We start from the raw sequence: 17,556 nt of genomic DNA on the forward strand, positions 1-17,556 counted from the left end.
TTTGTTTACGCTAAGATATTATCCCGCCGTAAAAAAAGACATTAAAGAATTAGATAACCGGCACAGAGATAAAATCAAAAAAGCAATAGAAGAAAAACTACAGGTTTCGCCGCAAAGCTCCGGCATCCCGCTTAAAGGCGATTTATCGAATTGCTATAAATTAAGAGTGGGCGATTACAGGGTCATTTACGAGATTCAAGAAAATGAAGTTACGATACTGTGCATAAAACACAGAAAAGACGTTTATAAAACTGCCGTTAAAAGAATATAGTCCGAAATTTTTCCCCGTGCGTTAATTTAATCGCACTGCAACGATTTTGCAACGCTCCACGCAAAAAAACGGCAAAATCGGAGTGATTACGCGGAATTGCCGGAAAGCGGTAAAACCTTTTATTATCTGCAAAAACAGGCGGAAAGTCGGTTTGTTAATTTTACTTGAATTAGCCTTTTAATCAGGTGGTCGTGGGTTCGACCCCCGCGCGGCTCACCACTATTTTAAACATTTTTAAGATATTCTGTTTTTTGAATATCTCCTTGCGGTAAAGAATCGGTAAAGTTTTTTTCAAAATCCTTATTATCTAATACTTTCACAGCATTTTGTATATGCGCCGAAGCTAAATGACTGTATCTTAAGGTCATAGTAATTGATTTATGTCCTAACAACTCCTTAACGGTCGTTAAATCTACCCCGCCCATAACAAGCCTGCTTGCGAACGTATGCCTTAAGTCGTGAAAGTGAAAGTCTAAGATGTGCGATTTTCTAAGCACCGATGTAAGCCCTCTTTTAAAATCATAATAAGGCTTTAGTGTTTTAGGATTTAAAAGACATAATCGTATTTTATATGCCTTGCAATGCTCGGTAAAGCGTTATACAACATCTGGTTTATCGGAATTTCCCGCCGTTCGCCGTTCTTCGTTTTATCAAGTAAGGTTAACCGGTTCCTTAATCCCTGTCCCAGGTAAGTTTAAGTATCTCCGATTTTCTCATTCCTGTATTTAAAGCAGTTATCACGATAGGCTTTAATAAGGCTCGCAATGCGATATAAGCCTTTCTGTTTAAATGTTTTTATAGCGGGAAAATGTCTTACTTATTGCTATTTACTGCGGTTTTTTAATGGAGCCGGCGATAGGAATCGAACCTACGACCCGCTGATTACGAATGCGGGCTTAAAAATAACATAAACTGCGCATCTACGCTTATTATCTTGATTTAAAGCAATTTTGATTTATGGTATTTTATGGCGGTTTGTGGCGGTTTTTAGAAAATTTTACTACCAATTTACTAACAATCCTTTTATGGATTTTTACTTATATAATCTTCTCATGCACTAAAAAGTTGAAACTATTTGGCAAATAGATTTGCCCCTTCTTTTTATGCTATTTGAATTAAAAATTTATTGACAAACAACACTCCACAGCTTCTTTTTTTAAACACCAATAGCCGTCAGGGGCTTTTAAAGGATTACCCTATAACTATAATGTCATCTACTCTTTATATCTATATAATGATATATCATATCCCCAATCCGGATTGGAGGCTATGATTTCTTTCTCTTGATTTTCGCAATTATGCCCATAAAATTTAACTTCATAAATATATTCTTTAGATAATTGCGTTGCTTCTATATGTTTAACTTTTTTTTCTTTTATAAACCTTGATAGTGTATTAGAAAAATATCTGGGCAACGAATCCCCCTTGCTGCCGGTTCCACTCCCGCCAAGCGTCTTTTTAATATCATCAAAATCTTCTTTGTAGTTCTTGCAAAATTCTATTGCAATTTGATAAGCGGTTAGATAAACGTATCTGCCAAAATGAGGTGCATAATCTTTTGGCTCCACATCTTTAAGAATTTTAGTAATTTTTTCTTCTAATTCATACTTTGTCCATATTGATTCTTCCGATTCCTGCATAACTCCTCTTCTTAATTTTAAGATTTTTAAATTGATTAAATCATAGATCGAAACGGTAAGCCTAAAAAGCCCTGCTACAAAAAATTTAACTTGCCCGAAAAAGTTCCGGCTTATATCAAATAAGTTAATTTATAAATAAATATTTGATTATACCTTAATTTCTATTGAAAAATATAAGTTTATTTTCAATTAAATATTATACTTACAAATGATTAATTACAAACTCCACGCTTGCACGCTTATATATACTTGGTATACCATTAGGTATATTACCAGTTTTATTATAATTATCTTCTTGCGTTTTATTTCTAAAGTTATAAACGGAATATTCGGGACTATTTTTTAAATTATTATCTTTTATTATGCGATAAATATCATGGCGTTTAGCATCTGTTTTTTTCTTTTGAATTTCATTTATTAAATCCTGGCAAGATAATGGATATTGTTCCAATAAATTTTCTTTCTTTATTTTTATTACCTCAATAGAATTAATCGGATGAACATCTCCAACCAATTTTAGTGCGGTAGCACCGTTTTTTTCGACAAATGAACCTTCTTTTAAAAAACTAATTTTTTTCATTAACTCTTCATCTATAACTAATATTTGTCGTTCATTTTTTTCAATCAAACCTTTCTCAGTATCAAGAATAACAGCATTTGAAGGTCCAACATTTGAAATTTTCTCTATCAATTTTAAAAAATTTTTATTGTTATTATACATTCTTTTATATAGAATATTATTTAATTCTGTATATAATATTTTTTGAGTTCGCCCCCCGTATCTGAAATAAATATCACCATCTTTTATAATTGAGTCTCTACCTTCGTTTTTTTTGGCAATTACCGGTTTTTCTTTACATTCATCTATATAAAATATACCAAATTTATTGCCGTTAAATTCATAAGGATATTGTTTCCAATTTATTGCAGGTGCAAATATTTCAATTAATGAACCGGATATTATCCCAGGATCAATTTTTTCAAATTGATCTATTGATTTTTTATTTAATCCAGTTAATTTTCGCGGACTATCTGTTACGCCAAATATAATAAATCCACCCTTATTATTAGAAAAAGCCGCAAAATCACGAAAATATTCAGCTAAATTACTTAAATTAAATTGTTCTTTAAATTCTAAATATTCACTCTCACGATGATATAATGTGTTATCGGATCTAAGCTTTAATAAATCCGCTATTATTTGATGAAATGTTTTAGGCATATTTATTCATTTAAATAAAAAATATCAAATTATTCTTTCTTATTCTTAATTGAGCTATTTTAATATCATTACTTCTTAATATTTTAAGTCTACAAATTTATTTTTTATTTTGTTTTTGCTGCCCATACCAATAGCCGATTAAAGCACCAAGAAGGCTGCCTGTTACATCTTTTGAAATAATATGCAAATAGCCAAAAATACCAATAGCGGCAAGGACTGCTATGCCAAAAATAGGCTATAAATGGCTGCTCTATATGAATATTTAGTTATAACTGGCTTATTTTTTGACCATGAATCAATTGCATTTGAAATTGATTCAATTAAACTTTTATTATCTAGAAATTCAAAGATATAATCAAGAAAATTTGAGGCATCGGCAGTTTGTTCCGGTTCTTGATTGTCAGTAGTAGTTATTTTTATTGCTTCTGGTTTGTCGTTTTTAGATTTATCGATATTTTCTCCCATCTTGTTTTTAATCTCTCCTATCTTTCTACTTCTGGTTATCTTATCACAATGATATTAGTTTTCTTTTAAATTATTATTACTTTCCGCTTTAGTTGTTGTTTTTATCAGGTTTTGCATCTCTCCTCTCTTTTTGTTTCTGTTGTTTTTTTAATATAGTTTGCTGTATGGAATCTATACAATTGTTTACCGAATCGATAAGGTTTTCATCATTGTAGCTATATATTTTCTTAATTGACACAATTCTCTTTTCAAGTTGTGAGATAGCAGAAAAATGAGTAATTTTTTCATTTTCGGGAAAAAAATAATTAATATCCGCATGAAAAAAATCAGCAAGCTTAAAAAGATAATCCAGTGCTATTTTAGACTCGCCCGTTTCAAACTTAAATATTTGAGTATCGCTAATATCTAATAAATCGGCGATAGTTCCTTGAGATACTTTAAGTTCTTTTCTTTTCTCCCTAATTCTCTTTCCGATAAATTTAAATAAGTTATCGTCTTTGCTTTTTTTCTCTTTAACCATATTTTCACTTTAATATAAAATAAAAATAAAATTATTTCATTAAAGTAATAATTAATTTGACATACTTATCATTAAAGTGGTATTTTGTAAATATTGTTTGCATTATCTTTTTAGAATTTTAACATAAATATGACATAGGAAAAATTAATATTCGGAAAATTAGTAATAGTGCGGTTTTTAAAACCTGCGTTCGCATAAGTTTAATAAAACTGTAATAGATTTGTAACAAAAAATAAACATAAAATTCATACTACTGCATTATTTTATTTGATATAATATTTTTATGTCTAAATAAGGATGAATTATAAATTAATAAAAAATCAATCAAATTAATTTTAAATTAAACTAAAAAATATTTAAATGGAAAATACGGCTAAAAAAAATATTGAATATTATCTTAACCAAGTTTACCTTGAAGATATAATGGTTCTTCTAAAAAAACTTCCGGCTCACAGCGTCGATATGATTTATGGAGACCCGGATTACAATGTTGGAATAAAATACGGCGATAAAACCTATACCAAAAACTTTGACGAATATATTGAATGGTATATTAAATTAGCCGCCGAATCGTTAAGAGTTTTAAAGGACACAGGAAATATGTTTTTAATCAACTATCCCAAACAAAACGCACATGTCAGGGCAAAATTCTTAGATAAGGCATGCCATGAAGTTTATGATTATGTTTGGGTGTACAATACAAATGTGGGGCATACCCCGAAACGATTTACCACAGCCCACAGAAGCATATTGCATTGCATAAAAACTAAAAATAACAAATTTTATAAAGATAATGTAGCCGTTCCTTATAAAAATCCTACGGATAAAAGAATAATGCAAAATATGGCAAACGGTTCAAAAGGAAGGATGCCTTACGATTGGTTTTATTATGATTTAGTTAAAAACGTCAGCAAAGAGAAAACGTTTCACGCCTGCCAGATACCGCAAAAGCTCTCAGAAATGTTGCTCAAGTCCTGTACGATGCCTGGAGATATTGTTTTAATATTATTTGGAGGGAGCGGCTCGGAAATAGAAATTTGCAAAACACTAAATAGACAATTTATTTCTTCCGAAATTGACGAGAAATATTATAATATGATTCTTGACCGGTTAAATAACGGTAAAATTGACGAAAAATATCGGCTAAATATAAATAACCGCGAAATTCAAAGGGGAATATCTACTATTTTGCGTCAACCCGATTTGTTAAAATAATATTTAGTATATCGTTAAATATATAAATATGGGGTTAGCCATTCCAATATTTCGCTTCGTTTCGGAACGCAAATTCCTTTTGAATTTATGAGCCTTTGTATTATATCGAGAATATTATTATGGTTTATATTTTTAGGATTATCTTTTTTAGCTAAGACATGTTCGACAAAATCGAAAGCTAAACATGGAATTGCTATGCAACTTAATAAAGTATTTATTCTGCCGATATTAAAGCGCGCATTATTATTAAAATCCGGCTTATTTGAAATCATATGATATTTATCGTCTTCATTCCAACCTAAAATATCTAAAAAATTTAAAAAACCTAATAAACCATAAGAACCAAAGCAATCCTTGCAATTCTTTTCTATATCTTCAATGCAATTTAAAATTTGACGGTTGGGCGCATATCTTAATTTTCCGCCTTCCATTTCCTTAAAATCAAGCATATAAGCCAATCGATATATTAACGTAAGTAATTTCTTGAATTGACCTTTATTCGTCAAAGATACCTTTAAAATAATATCAAATATTTCGTTAAAACTTAATAAGCCGACGCCGCTAACCATAGGGGTCATGTCATAAAGATTAGGATTTTCGGGACGAAAGACCTCTTTTCCAGGTTTAAGGAAATATACTTCGATATTATTTGGTAAAACACTGATAACATGTTCTTGAGGGTTTTCCCGGGTTCCACTTTTAAAAGAAATCGCTTCGTTAAGTCTTTTGAGTCTTTTTTCTTTAAGTTGCGATTTGTTTTCCCTGTCTAACCGGCTTCGACCCGTTTGCAATTTTGTTTTTAAAACATTTTCGCAATCATTCATGAACTCTCCATATCCACAATAAGAATAAAATTTTTGTACTGAAATTTATTATAATTAAAGTTTCTAATAAAATCCTTTCATTAAAGTGGTAATTAAGAATATACGATTGTACTAATATTGTTAGAATACTGCGACATGCCTCACTGATTTTGCTTGGAGTTCAGGGATAGCTTTGTTAGGACAAAGTCCCCCCCTAAATAAGATGGATTAACGGAAATAATGCACAAACTTACAATATTAAACGGGGGGGTGAAAATGAAGGAAACGCCGAACCTGCGAACCCTTTGTTTTTAATGGAGCCGGCGATAGGAATCGAACCTACGACCCGCTGATTACGAATCAGCTGCTCTACCCCTGAGCCACGCCGGCGGTTATATAACTCTTTTTGCATTTTTAATAAAATTAAGCTTATCGGTTTTATCTTCTATTTCTTCTGCTAAACGGTTTATTAAGTTCTGGATGTTTTCAACATTAAAGTTATTAAAATCTTCGTTTAATTCCTTAACTTTTTCATCAAAAAGCATTGCGGATATCGGGCCTAAGCTCGAGGAAAAAATATCTTTGATAGCATTTAATTTATCGATAGGTACTATTTTGAGAGTTTTAGTCTCGCCCCACTTTGTTTCACCCAGTAAGGAACTGAATATATCCTCATCCTGAGAACTAACTCTTTTTTCGTGTATATCGGTCAAAGGTGTTGAGGAAAAACTTTCAATAGATTGATTGACTATTTTTATAAACTCGCTTTCAAGATATGATGTCTCCATTTTAAGCAGGTTCACATTGGAATTTTTCTGACTTACGATAAAAATAAAACCGCTTCCAAATCCGTTTACGATAATATTTTGCTCTTGAAAATTAAGATATAATGATTGTATATCGATAGAAGAAATGGAATACGAAGCAAAAAGTTTGCTTATTTCCGACGAAATTTTATTAATCGCTTCGGGGGTAATATTTTCATCTTTAGAATCAAATCTTAAAACTTCACCGTCAAGCGATGATATTGCACAGGCTTCTACGCCCGAAATTTTGAGTATTTTATCGATTATACTTTTGTCCTTGTCATCCATAAAAGTATATATGACCTATAAATTATACAATATTGGCTATAACAGCCGCTATGCATTTTCAAGTAATTTAACCGCTTCTATCTGGGTTTTAAGAGGTTGAACCGTTGGGGAAACCTTTATACTATACAATATGTTTTTATTATTAATAATTATCTTTTTATAATTGCCTGCCTCGCATACGGTACTTTTAAGATTTTTAAAATTTAATATGTCGCCCAATTCTTTTGATTGGTTATATAAAAATATGGAATCGGCGGATTCAAAATCTGGGTCTTCGACATCTTTGGAATACAAAACCTCTCCGTCCGGCCTTACCGCCAAAATACCTTCTACCCCTGAAATCTTTGCCAGACCTTCGCTAATTTTAGCAACTAAGGCTGTATTTATTTCGGCTGCCGCGCTTAAATCCGAAACATCCGGACTTTTAACTATTAACGGTTCATCTTCTTCATTAATACCTGCTTCGCTGATCAATTCAATAATTTCATCGAAAGATTTATCTAATGTATTTTCGGGGGCCGGCTCTCCGATACTAACCTGAATATTAATCTGCCCCTCTAAATCCTTTAATTCGCGAAAAGCGTCTATATCTTCTTTGAGATCAAAAACTGCCTTTGTTATCTTGCCCTCATTATAATATATTAACCCGCTTTTGTCTGCTATCTCAAATGAAAGTCTTATATTATCGAAACTATAAAACTGGTCCAATTGATATTTTATATCTTCAAGTATCATTTTATTTTATTGAAAAAATATTAGTTAATAATAACAAAATTTAATCAAAATATTATTAATTTATTAAATATATATTTTTATCTATTTATTATTTATAATAATATCAAAAAAAATTTACTTAAGCAAATAAATTCACTTCGACTTTGACTCGGTCTAAGGTTTAAAATGATAAAATAATAATATATTACAATTTTCTCAGATGTTAAACATCTTATATCTTTATTTTAGAAAATGTCAATTGTAAATTCAATAATTTATTTAATATAATAAATAAATTATTGATGAAAAACCGTATAATAGAATGGAAAATGGGGATTAATTTGGCGTCCCCAACGGGATTCGAACCCGTGTTGCCGCCGTGAAAGGGCGATGTCCTGGGCCGGCTAGACGATGGGGACAATAAATGATAAAGAAATACTATACTACCAGATAGCTATGAAAAAAGCAAGGAAAAAATATATTAAAACCCTAATTCGCTCAATATTGAATTTACATCGTTTTGGGCAATCTTTTGATTATCTAAGACTAAATCGTTTAATTTGCCGTATATTTCCTGTTTCCTTTCGATGGTAAGCTCTTTAGCCTCAACCTCAGAATCGACCAACACCTTCAGGAGTTTTATCTTTGTTTCGTTCAAAGTGTTCTGTATCTTATAAAGTTTTTGTCCGGTTAAATCTTGAAATGAAAGAAGGGCTAACACATCCAGAATCTTATCGATATTTTTTTTGTTAAGTTCTTTTAAATTGATCAGACTTTCTTTAATTTTTTTTATGGGATTAAGGTCGATGAGGCTGCATAGACTTTTATCTATAACACCGGAGTTTTCGTTTATATCATCCAGTAGATTCATTATATTATTGGCGGCCTTTTCAGTCTCTTTAATAATATCCGAAATTCCGTCCTGCGCAAGTGGAATACTCTCGGAACTCTCTTTTACCGGTTTTTTTAAATCCCCGATCTTTTTTGTGGCATCGTCCACAACCCTTGCAAGATCTTTAAGTTCGGCCAACATATCGTCTATCGCCATAATACCGCCCTGTTAATTTTTTATATATAACTTATATATAAGTTAAAAATATTAATATTTTTGATTTAAATATTAGATTGTAAATAAACGGCTTTATTATTTGAATTCCTCTAATTTATACAATAATTTATATTAAAAAACAATTAATTTTTCACAACTCGGCGATTTTATTTTATATTGCCTACCGGATACTAAGAAGTTTGTCCGTAATTCCGTATAACGCCCCTTTTGAAATCTCGCCCACCCAGTGAAACATAATATACCCGCTTTTTGAGATAAAAAATGTTTGCGGTATTGCGTTCACGCCGCCATAATTACTTATTACGCTCGAGCTTGCATACACGACAGGATATGTCATATCGTAAAGTTTAGTAAAAGACTTAACTCCGGACACATTGTCGTTAACATTTATTCCGACCACAATCACTCCCTTTGATTTATAAGACTTGTAAAAATTTTCGAGCATCGGGATTTCTGCCCTGCACGGCGGACACCATGTTGCCCAGAAATTAATTATAACCACGTGACCTTTAAAACTGCTTAGTGAGAAATCGGTATAGCCTGAAACGGACGGGTTAAGCGCCCTCAATGTAAAATCAGGAGCTTTTTCTGGTTTTGCATTTGCGCTTGCACTCGAAATGTAAACTAAACTAAAAAGCAAAAACAAAAAAACTATTATTTTAATTTTAGTCTTAACTCTATTCATATGAGGTTGACTCCTCCTGTCCTGCGAACTGCTGAATTCCGTTTCCATTTAAGTCCTCCAAAAATAATTTTTTAAATTATAATCATACTTAAATATTTTTATTATTTATAATCTATCTTTTGCTCTTGATTATTCTTTCAACCTCTCTTTTCTGCTCCTTTTCCTTTATAGATGCCCTTTTGTCGTAAATCTTTTTTCCTTTGACAAGGGCTATTTCCACCTTTGCCCTGCCGCTTTTTAAATATATTTTTAACGGAATTATTGTAAGATTTTTTTCTTTTGTTTTGCCGTAAAGCCGCATAATCTCATTTTTATGTAATAGCAAAACCCGCGTTCTAAGGGGGTCTTTGTTTTCTCTTACAGCCTTTTCATATGGGCTGATATGAACATTCAAGAGAAGCGCCTCGCCGTTTTTTATTACGACATATCCGTCGGAAAGATTTACTTTCCCTGATTTTATGGATTTAATCTCCGGTCCGTATAGCGCAATACCTGCCTCATATTTTTCTAAGATTTCATAAAGAAATGATGCCTTTCTATTGTCAGACAGGATTTTAATATTAGATTTATTAGGTTGATGGGACATGGCTATATGAATGATACAAAATTATTGAGAATAAGCCTCACCGAACTCCGTTTTGCCTGAGAGTTGCGTGAAGGGAATAATGGTGGAGGCGGCGGGAGTCGAACCCGCGTCCGAAGATTTAACACTAAAGCATCTACATGTTTAGTTTATTCTTTAAATATGGCTTCAAAAAGCAAAGAATAAACAAAACCTCTTTTCAGCCATCCTTTAAAGAGTTCGGTGTAAAAGTAAAGGAAACTTTTACGCTATAACCTGCAGTTGTCGTCTTTGAATTTTGCAGGTGGAAATTTCAAAGACGTTAGCCGATTAAGCGGCTAATGCGTAATCGTAATTGTCTGCGATTATGTTTATGCTTCGAATGATTAACGAGCCCACAAAGCGTCCTCGACATGCAGCTCACAGCCTTAATATCACCGTCGAAACCGTTACGCCCCCATATTATGTTATTAATTATATCATCCGGTATATTAATAGTCAAATTCTTAATCCACCGTATTTATTTTAATTTTACCTGTAATGTTATATAATTTATAAAATTATTTAATTAAAAAATAAAAAGCGGGGCGGTAAAAGTTGAAAGAACTCCTGTACATAAAAAAAATTGCGGAACTCAAGCGGGTTTGCAACATTGCTTTCGATAAAGACCTTATAGATACCCACAGCGGAAACATAAGCATGGGGATAGATAAAAACCTCTTAATTACAAAAACTGGAAGGAGCCTGATTGATTTAAAGCCGCAAGATTTTACCGTTGCCCCCGTAATAAAACCGGAAAAAGAAGACGGTGGAAATGTTCCTGCCGCCGCAGCGGCAAAAATCCGTAAAACGGCGGGCGGCAAAGATGATAACAAGGATAATAATGATAACGGCGGCGCTTCGTCGGAAATCGATATTCACCGGTTTATATTAAGAAGTTTCCCGAATTCGACGGTTTTTCATTCTCATCCCGTAAACGCAATCGCTTTAAGTTTAAGCCTTCATAAAAATACGGATAATAACAAGAAAAAAGGGAACGGATTTAAATCCGTCCCCTTTTTTCTTGAAAAACTTTATAAAAAATATCCAGAATTAGACGAAATAACACCTCTTGATTTTGAATCGGCTTATTTTTTTCCTAAAATATATGTTTTCCCGCTTGATTTTACCCTGGACATTAAAACAAAAAATCTAAGAATAGATTTTGAAGCAAAGGATATATTTAAAGAAAACGGGGTATTCATGATAAAATCCCACGGCTCTTTCTCGTGGGGAAATACGCCGCTTGATGCTTTGAGATGGACGATAATGCTGGAGGCCTCGGCGAAAATTATTTTAAAATGCTTATCTTTTTAGCGCCCTGCTAAGCTCCCTCATCCTGTCTATTGCCGTTCCCGATTCTTCCCTTATCTCTTTCCCTACAAGAGATATAAAAACATCCGAAAGCGTCGGAATTTTCCCGTTCTTTGATTCGACTAATTTTTTTAACTCTGAAGGGGTGTCTATTGCTATAATCCTGCCGTTATCTATTATAGCTATTTTGTCGCAGTTTTCGGCTTCCTCGATATAATGCGTGGTAAGAAATATGGTTGTTTGCTCTTCTTTTCTCAGTCTATCGATAAAACCCCACATATTTATCCTTGTCTGAATGTCGAGGCCCACCGTAGGCTCGTCAAGAAATAAAACGGACGGGGAATGCAGGAGCCCCCTTCCGACCTCGAGCCTTCTTTTCATGCCGCCAGATAACAGCTTCACGGGCTTATCTTTATAATTATATAAATCTATAAAATTCAGCATATAGTCTATTCTTTCTTTAATGCGTTTTTTATCCATACCGTAAAGTTTTGCATGAAAATTAAGATTTTCATAAGCGCTCAGGTCATTATCGAGGGTCGGGTCCTGAAATACAAGCCCTATGGATTTCCTTACATCTTTTCTGTTTGTGAGGGTATTATAACCATTTATATATGCAATGCCGCTTGTTTGACGAACCAAAGCGCACAGAATCTTTATAGTAGTTGTTTTTCCGGCGCCGTTCGGCCCCAAAAAGGCAAAAAATTCGCCTTTATTTACGCTAAAAGATATATCATTTACAGCAACTATATCCTTATATTTTTTAACTAAATGCTCGACCAGTATGGCAAATTCAAAATTAACCGGCATAACGACCTCTCGCTTTTAAACATGAAATTTATATTTTCTGGTTCACCTTTTATTGCGCATTATTGAATAATATTATAAAATATAACATTAGCATAGTAAAACATTAATTTCGCAAGAAAGTTCCGATTTAACGATTTAAAAATATTAATTTTTATGGAAAAAGAATCTATAGTTCTTCTCGGGCATGGTTCAAGGAGAAGCGAAGCAAATAATATACTTAAAAGCATAGTAAAAATAATCAAGCCGAAGTTTCTTGGAATTAATATAGAATACGCCTTTTTAGAGCTTGCGGAGCCTAATATCAGGGATATTATAGAAAAATTAGCCGCAAACCGCTATGATTCTATATATGTCATACCGTATTTTTTATATTCCGGAAACCATGTGTCCAGAGATATTCCAGAGATATTAGGCGAGTACAGGGAAAAATACCCTGATATCAAGTTAAAATTAGGAGACTATCTTGGAATTGACGAAAGATTAGCGGAACTTGTAATGGAAAGAATCGAATCCATAAAATTAGCTTAAGCAGGTGAAAAATATTTTCAATAATATAAATATAAACAATATAAACAAACTCTACGACCTTTACCTTAAATCCGAACAAAACCGTTTAATAAAGCGTAAAGACGCCTCTCTGAACGCCGTCATTGTTTTTCCAAACTATTACGGCGTTGCAATGTCAAATTTAGGCTTTTTAAGGGCATACGAATTAATTAATCAATCCGGCTTTATATCATGCGACAGGGCTTTTTTGCAGGATGACACATCAAAAGGCATCATATCCTTAGAAACCGGAAAAAGGCTCCAAACTTACGACCTTATATTTTTTTCTTTAAGCTATGAAAATGATTTTTATAATATTCTTTCAATTTTAGATGCCGGACAAATTCCGTTTTTATCCGCGGATAGAGACAAAACATTTCCGCTTATTATGGCAGGAGGAGTAATCGCTTTCTTAAACCCTGAACCTGTCGCCCCCATTTTTGATATGTTATTCGTTGGAGAGGCTGAGGCGATATTCCCTGATTTTTTTAAAAATATTGAAAAGCATAATAGAATATCGCTAAAAAAAAATAAGAATGAAATTATAGAAGATTGTGGAAAAATTAGCGGTATTTATGTTCCTGCCGCTTATCAATTTATATTTGACGCTAAAAAAGTAAATGTATTGAAAGAAATTAAAATCCTTCCCCGTTTCCCCGAAAAAATAAAACGAAGATGGGCGGGCAAAGATTTTATTTCTTCTTCGGCTATTACCACAAAATTTTCCGAACTCAGCAACATAAATATGATCGAAATAGAACGGGGATGTAAAAGGGGGTGCCGTTTTTGCAGCGCGGGATATATCTATTTGCCGTTAAGGGAATCTAAACCCGATGATGTTTTAAAAACGATTGAATCGCTAAATGAAAACGAGAAAGCGGGGTTTGTGGGATTAGGCACAATGGACAGTAAAAATATCAGGAGGTTTATGGAGTTTTCATTGAACTCCAAAAAACCCTTTTCGTTATCGTCGATAAGGTTTGACTGCCTCGACGAAAATAATTTGAATTTAATAAAAGAAACTGGTTTAAAGACGATAACGCTCGGCATAGAAACGGGTTCTTCGAGACTTAAAAGATTGATAAACAAAGATATAAAAAATGAGGAAATAATAATTGTCCTTAAAAATATTATTGAAAAAGGAATAATGAACATAAAGTCTTATTTTATGGTCGGACTTCCTTGCGAAGAAAAACAAGATTTAGATGAGACGATAAATTTAATAAAAACAATGCAAAAGGAATTCGTATCGTCTTCCAAAATTAACAAAAGGATAGGCTCGCTTACCGTCTCATTTAGCCCGTTTGTTCCAAAAGCATGGACGCCTCTTCAGTGGGAAAATCTTGAGGATTTAACGATACTCAGGCATAAAATGGATTACATCTCGAACAGCCTCAAACATCTGCCAAATCTTAATATAAAAATAAACCAGGTTAAAAGCGCTTATATCGAAGCTTTTTTTGCGAGGGGTTCAAGGCTGTCGTTAGATATTCTGATTAATTCCCATAAGAATAAAATAAGTTTAAAAAAGGCGGCCAAAAGTTCCGGTTTTAATATAAACGACTTTATAAGAAAATTTAATACAAACGAACTTTTGCCATGGGAGATAATAGACCAGGGTGTCACAAAAAAATATCTTTTAAAAGAGTATAAAAATAGCACCCTCTTTAAAACAACACCTCAATGTTTTGAAGGATGTAAAAGATGCGGGGTGTGTTGAGGTTAAGGGGTATGTTGATAATTTTCTAAAAATTTTTCTTCCTTTCTTAAAAGTTCTTCATACATATTTATTAAATTTTTTGCCTCTTTTGTAAGAACGGACCCTCCGCCGTGCTTACCGCCGATTTTTTTATTCACCAGCTCAAAGCCGAATCTTTTTTCCATAAGAGTTATAAAACTCCACGCTTTTTTATAAGAATACTTGAGTTCTTTCGCGGCAGCAGATATAGAGCCCGAAGATTCAATCTTTTTAAGAAGGATAAGCCTTCCCATTCCAAAAACAGGTTCCCCATCCTTTTCAAGCCATATTTTTGCTTTTATGTCAAGGTTCTCCCCCATTTTTTTATCTTAATCCGCCTGCCTCCTTAAAAAGGTTGGTATATCATATTTTTCATTTTCATAATCGTCTTCTTCATGATCGCCAAACCTTTCGATATATTCATTTTTATCCGGTTTGCCTGTATTTTGTCCAAATTTATTATTTATATTTATGGTTTCCAAATTTTTATCATTTGTCGGATTAGAAACCTGAACAGGGGAAATTTTGACATCTTTCCCAAACCCCGTGGCTATCACGGTTAACATCATCTTGTCCCCCAAAGTGTCATCTATTACCGCTCCGAATATGATATTAGCGTCAGGATGGGCTTCCGATTTAATCTTCTCGGCAGCTTCATTGACATCAAAAAGCGTCATATCTGGTCCGCCTGCAACATTGATAAGCAGCCCTCTTGCGCCTTCTATGCTGATATCTTCGAGCAACGGACTTGAAATCGCCTTTTGAGCGGCTTCCAAAGCCTTATTATCGCCCTCCGCTATACCTGTGCCCATAAGAGCCATCCCCATTTCCGACATTATAGTCTTGACATCGGCAAAATCGACATTTACAAGACCATGAATATTTATTAAATCCGAAATACCTTTAACGGCTTGAAGAAGAACCTCGTCAACCTTTTTAAAGGCATCGACCATCGAGGTCGATTTTCCTGCAACGGCTAAAAGCCTCTGATTTGGTATTGTTATCACCGTATCCACGACCGATTTAAGTTCCCTTAGCCCTTCTTCGGCCTGCCTCATTCTTCTATTGCCCTCAAAAAAGAACGGTTTGGTAACAACGGCAACCGTTAAAGCGCCAATTTCTCTGGCTATTTCGGCAATTATCGGGGCGCCGCCTGTCCCTGTTCCGCCGCCAAGCCCCGCGGTTATGAAAACCATATCCGAGCCGTTTAAAATTTCTCGTATTCTATCCCTGTCTTCGATAGCCGATTGTTTCCCTATTTCAGGATCTGCCCCTGCTCCAAGCCCTTTTGTGATTTTTTCTCCAAGTTGAATTTTTATATTGGAAACACTCGCTTTTAACGCCTGAGCATCCGTATTAGCGACGATAAACTCTGCACCAGATAAGCCCGATTTTATCATAGTATTAACGGCATTGCTTCCGCCCCCGCCGACGCCCACCACTTTTATTGTTGCCGATAATTCATTGTTTTCAACGAACTCTAACATGGTAACCTCCTTGTCTATCTTTAAATATATCGTAAAATGTTTAATGTAAGTTTAGTATTATTATTAAATATTATTAAAAAAATTCCTCCAACAATTTTAAGAGCCTGTCCTTTATAGATTCAAAGACATTCTTCCCTCCCCTTTTAAATAACGGCTCTTTATTTTTATTGTTTTTAAAAGCATATTTAACAAGGCCGACGCCTGTCGAATATACGGGAGAACTTATGACATCCGTTAAGCCTCCGACATCTAAAGGCAATCCGATTCTCACGGGGGCATTAAAAATATCCCCCGCCAACTCCGAACAACCTTCTATTAGAGCAGCGCCCCCCGTGATAACATAGCCTGAAAGAATCTTGCTTTCTAAGCCGTTTTTTTCGATATTCTTTCTTATCCATGTAAAAATCTCACCCATTCTCTGCTCGACAATATTGCCGAGAACCTGTCTGGATATCGACCTTGGCGGCCTTCCTCCAAACCCTGGAATCTCTATTATTTCATCCTTTCTTGCAAGAGATTCTTTAGCAATACCAAACTTTATCTTTATCTTTTCTGCGTCTAAAGGAACGGTTTTGGTTCCCAGCGATACATCGCTTGTAATACTTTGCCCGCCCTTGGGTATGACAAATGTGTGTATGATAGTTCCTCCAGAAAATATTGCAACATCGGTTGTTCCCCCGCCGATATCGATTAGCGCCACGCCCAATTCTTTTTCATCCTCGGTTAAAACAGCCTCGCTCGAGGCAATTTGTTCAAGAATTATATCGGACACATCTAATCCTGCTTTGTTTGCGCACTTTACGATGTTCTGGGCGGCTATACTGGACGCCGTAACTATATGAACGCGCGCCTCAAGCCTTAAGCCGCTCATCCCGATAGGGTACTTGATATCATCCTGGTCATCGACGATAAACTCCTGCGGGATCACATGGATAACCTCATTATCGAGCGGTATTGCTATCGTTTTAGCCGCAGATATCACTCTATCCACATCCTGCTGGGTAACCTCCCTGCTTTTCACCGCCACAATGCCTCTGGAATTAAAACCTCGTATATGCGAACCGGCAATGCCGATAACGGCCTCCTGAATTTGATAACCTGCCATAAGTTCCGCCTCTTCTACCGCTTTCGTAATGGAACCTACGGTATTTTCGATGTTCACTACAACCCCGTTTTTAAGCCCGGCGGAACTGCTTGAACCTACCCCTATTATTTCGAGGGAATCCTTTTTTACCTCGGCAACTATTGCGCAAACTTTGGTAGTTCCAATATCTAATCCGACAACGATATTGTTACTCTTTTCCAATTTGACCTCTGAATTTCCACCTTCACGGGTGGGAATTAATTAATTTATATCTATTA

Annotated in this window: 20 protein-coding genes, 2 tRNA genes and 1 other RNA gene; 5 read left to right on the plus strand and 18 right to left on the minus strand. The window is 34.3% G+C overall.

Translation table 11 applies throughout. The annotated features are described in order from the left end of the window. Window position 1: 1 nt before the first annotated feature. Window positions 2-271 (plus strand): type II toxin-antitoxin system RelE/ParE family toxin, encoded by a 270-nt coding sequence (locus tag EVJ47_01215; protein ID RZD14931.1) that lies wholly within the window; start codon window positions 2-4, stop codon window positions 269-271. A 224-nt stretch (window positions 272-495) separates the two neighbouring features. Here the strand turns inward: EVJ47_01215 and EVJ47_01220 are convergent, their stop codons facing one another. From EVJ47_01220 to EVJ47_01240, 5 genes are all read right to left on the minus strand, one after another. After that, window positions 496-837 carry a hypothetical protein gene (locus EVJ47_01220; GenBank protein RZD14932.1) on the minus strand — a complete coding sequence of 114 codons (342 nt, stop codon included), beginning with the start codon at window positions 835-837 and terminating at the stop codon, window positions 496-498. A gap of 648 nt (window positions 838-1,485) precedes the next feature. Continuing rightward, window positions 1,486-1,911 (minus strand): hypothetical protein, encoded by a 426-nt coding sequence (locus EVJ47_01225; GenBank protein RZD14933.1) that lies wholly within the window; start codon window positions 1,909-1,911, stop codon window positions 1,486-1,488. 202 nt (window positions 1,912-2,113) lie between these two features. Next, on the minus strand, window positions 2,114-3,133 hold the full coding sequence (locus EVJ47_01230; protein RZD14934.1) for an ATP-binding protein: 1,020 nt from the start codon (window positions 3,131-3,133) through the stop codon (window positions 2,114-2,116). Window positions 3,134-3,352: 219 nt separating this feature from the next. Then, the gene (locus EVJ47_01235; GenBank protein ID RZD14935.1) at window positions 3,353-3,598 is read right to left on the minus strand and encodes a hypothetical protein; all 246 of its coding nucleotides are present in this window, start codon (window positions 3,596-3,598) and stop codon (window positions 3,353-3,355) included. An 88-nt stretch (window positions 3,599-3,686) separates the two neighbouring features. Then, window positions 3,687-4,118 (minus strand): XRE family transcriptional regulator, encoded by a 432-nt coding sequence (locus tag EVJ47_01240; GenBank protein ID RZD14936.1) that lies wholly within the window; start codon window positions 4,116-4,118, stop codon window positions 3,687-3,689. A 384-nt stretch (window positions 4,119-4,502) separates the two neighbouring features. Between EVJ47_01240 and EVJ47_01245 the strand changes: the two genes are divergently transcribed. Next, window positions 4,503-5,333, plus strand: a complete 831-nt coding sequence (locus tag EVJ47_01245) for a site-specific DNA-methyltransferase (protein RZD15533.1) — start codon at window positions 4,503-4,505, stop codon at window positions 5,331-5,333. Window positions 5,334-5,347: 14 nt separating this feature from the next. Here EVJ47_01245 and EVJ47_01250 read toward each other — a convergent pair whose 3' ends face one another. The 9 genes from EVJ47_01250 to ssrA form a co-directional block, all read right to left on the minus strand. Continuing rightward, the gene (locus EVJ47_01250; GenBank protein RZD14937.1) at window positions 5,348-6,157 is read right to left on the minus strand and encodes a hypothetical protein; all 810 of its coding nucleotides are present in this window, start codon (window positions 6,155-6,157) and stop codon (window positions 5,348-5,350) included. Window positions 6,158-6,451: 294 nt separating this feature from the next. Then, window positions 6,452-6,526, minus strand: a tRNA-Thr gene (locus EVJ47_01255). Window positions 6,527-6,528: 2 nt separating this feature from the next. Further along, window positions 6,529-7,230, minus strand: a complete 702-nt coding sequence (locus EVJ47_01260) for a hypothetical protein (GenBank protein RZD14938.1) — start codon at window positions 7,228-7,230, stop codon at window positions 6,529-6,531. Window positions 7,231-7,278: 48 nt separating this feature from the next. Continuing rightward, entirely contained in the window at window positions 7,279-7,965 is a 687-nt protein-coding gene (locus tag EVJ47_01265; protein ID RZD14939.1) for a hypothetical protein, read from the minus strand. A gap of 321 nt (window positions 7,966-8,286) precedes the next feature. After that, window positions 8,287-8,363, minus strand: a tRNA-Glu gene (locus tag EVJ47_01270). Between the two features lie 62 nt (window positions 8,364-8,425). Further along, a complete protein-coding gene (locus EVJ47_01275; GenBank protein RZD14940.1) occupies window positions 8,426-8,992 on the minus strand; it encodes a chemotaxis protein CheZ in 567 nt (188 codons plus the stop codon). A 181-nt stretch (window positions 8,993-9,173) separates the two neighbouring features. After that, the gene (locus EVJ47_01280; protein ID RZD14941.1) at window positions 9,174-9,746 is read right to left on the minus strand and encodes a TlpA family protein disulfide reductase; all 573 of its coding nucleotides are present in this window, start codon (window positions 9,744-9,746) and stop codon (window positions 9,174-9,176) included. Between the two features lie 64 nt (window positions 9,747-9,810). Continuing rightward, the gene (smpB, locus tag EVJ47_01285; protein RZD14942.1) at window positions 9,811-10,284 is read right to left on the minus strand and encodes an SsrA-binding protein SmpB; all 474 of its coding nucleotides are present in this window, start codon (window positions 10,282-10,284) and stop codon (window positions 9,811-9,813) included. A gap of 80 nt (window positions 10,285-10,364) precedes the next feature. After that, window positions 10,365-10,719, minus strand: a transfer-messenger RNA (tmRNA) gene (gene ssrA / locus EVJ47_01290). A 138-nt stretch (window positions 10,720-10,857) separates the two neighbouring features. On the opposite strand from ssrA, the gene EVJ47_01295 reads away from it, so the two are divergent. Further along, window positions 10,858-11,616, plus strand: coding sequence for a hypothetical protein (locus EVJ47_01295; GenBank protein ID RZD14943.1), 759 nt, complete (start codon window positions 10,858-10,860; stop codon window positions 11,614-11,616). On the opposite strand, the gene EVJ47_01300 is transcribed toward EVJ47_01295, so the two are convergent. Beyond that, on the minus strand, window positions 11,605-12,423 hold the full coding sequence (locus EVJ47_01300) for an ATP-binding cassette domain-containing protein (GenBank protein RZD14944.1): 819 nt from the start codon (window positions 12,421-12,423) through the stop codon (window positions 11,605-11,607). The genes EVJ47_01295 and EVJ47_01300 overlap by 12 nt on opposite strands. A 153-nt stretch (window positions 12,424-12,576) precedes the next feature. Between EVJ47_01300 and EVJ47_01305 the strand changes: the two genes are divergently transcribed. Further along, window positions 12,577-12,951, plus strand: coding sequence for a cobalamin biosynthesis protein CbiX (locus EVJ47_01305; GenBank protein RZD14945.1), 375 nt, complete (start codon window positions 12,577-12,579; stop codon window positions 12,949-12,951). Window positions 12,952-12,955: 4 nt separating this feature from the next. Then, complete coding sequence (locus EVJ47_01310; protein RZD14946.1) at window positions 12,956-14,689, plus strand: radical SAM protein; 1,734 nt, start codon at window positions 12,956-12,958, stop codon at window positions 14,687-14,689. Between the two features lie 2 nt (window positions 14,690-14,691). On the opposite strand, the gene EVJ47_01315 is transcribed toward EVJ47_01310, so the two are convergent. The 3 genes from EVJ47_01315 to ftsA all read right to left on the minus strand — a co-directional run bounded on the left by EVJ47_01315 (window position 14,692) and on the right by ftsA (window position 17,500). Further along, the gene (locus tag EVJ47_01315; protein RZD14947.1) at window positions 14,692-15,027 is read right to left on the minus strand and encodes a LysR family transcriptional regulator; all 336 of its coding nucleotides are present in this window, start codon (window positions 15,025-15,027) and stop codon (window positions 14,692-14,694) included. A gap of 9 nt (window positions 15,028-15,036) precedes the next feature. Further along, the gene (gene ftsZ / locus EVJ47_01320) at window positions 15,037-16,194 is read right to left on the minus strand and encodes a cell division protein FtsZ (protein ID RZD14948.1); all 1,158 of its coding nucleotides are present in this window, start codon (window positions 16,192-16,194) and stop codon (window positions 15,037-15,039) included. Window positions 16,195-16,267: 73 nt separating this feature from the next. Continuing rightward, complete coding sequence (gene ftsA / locus EVJ47_01325; GenBank protein ID RZD14949.1) at window positions 16,268-17,500, minus strand: cell division protein FtsA; 1,233 nt, start codon at window positions 17,498-17,500, stop codon at window positions 16,268-16,270. Window positions 17,501-17,556: the final 56 nt, after the last annotated feature.

It is taken from the genome of Candidatus Acidulodesulfobacterium ferriphilum (assembly GCA_004195035.1).
Classification (GTDB): Bacteria; SZUA-79; SZUA-79; order Acidulodesulfobacterales; family Acidulodesulfobacteraceae; genus Acidulodesulfobacterium; species Acidulodesulfobacterium ferriphilum.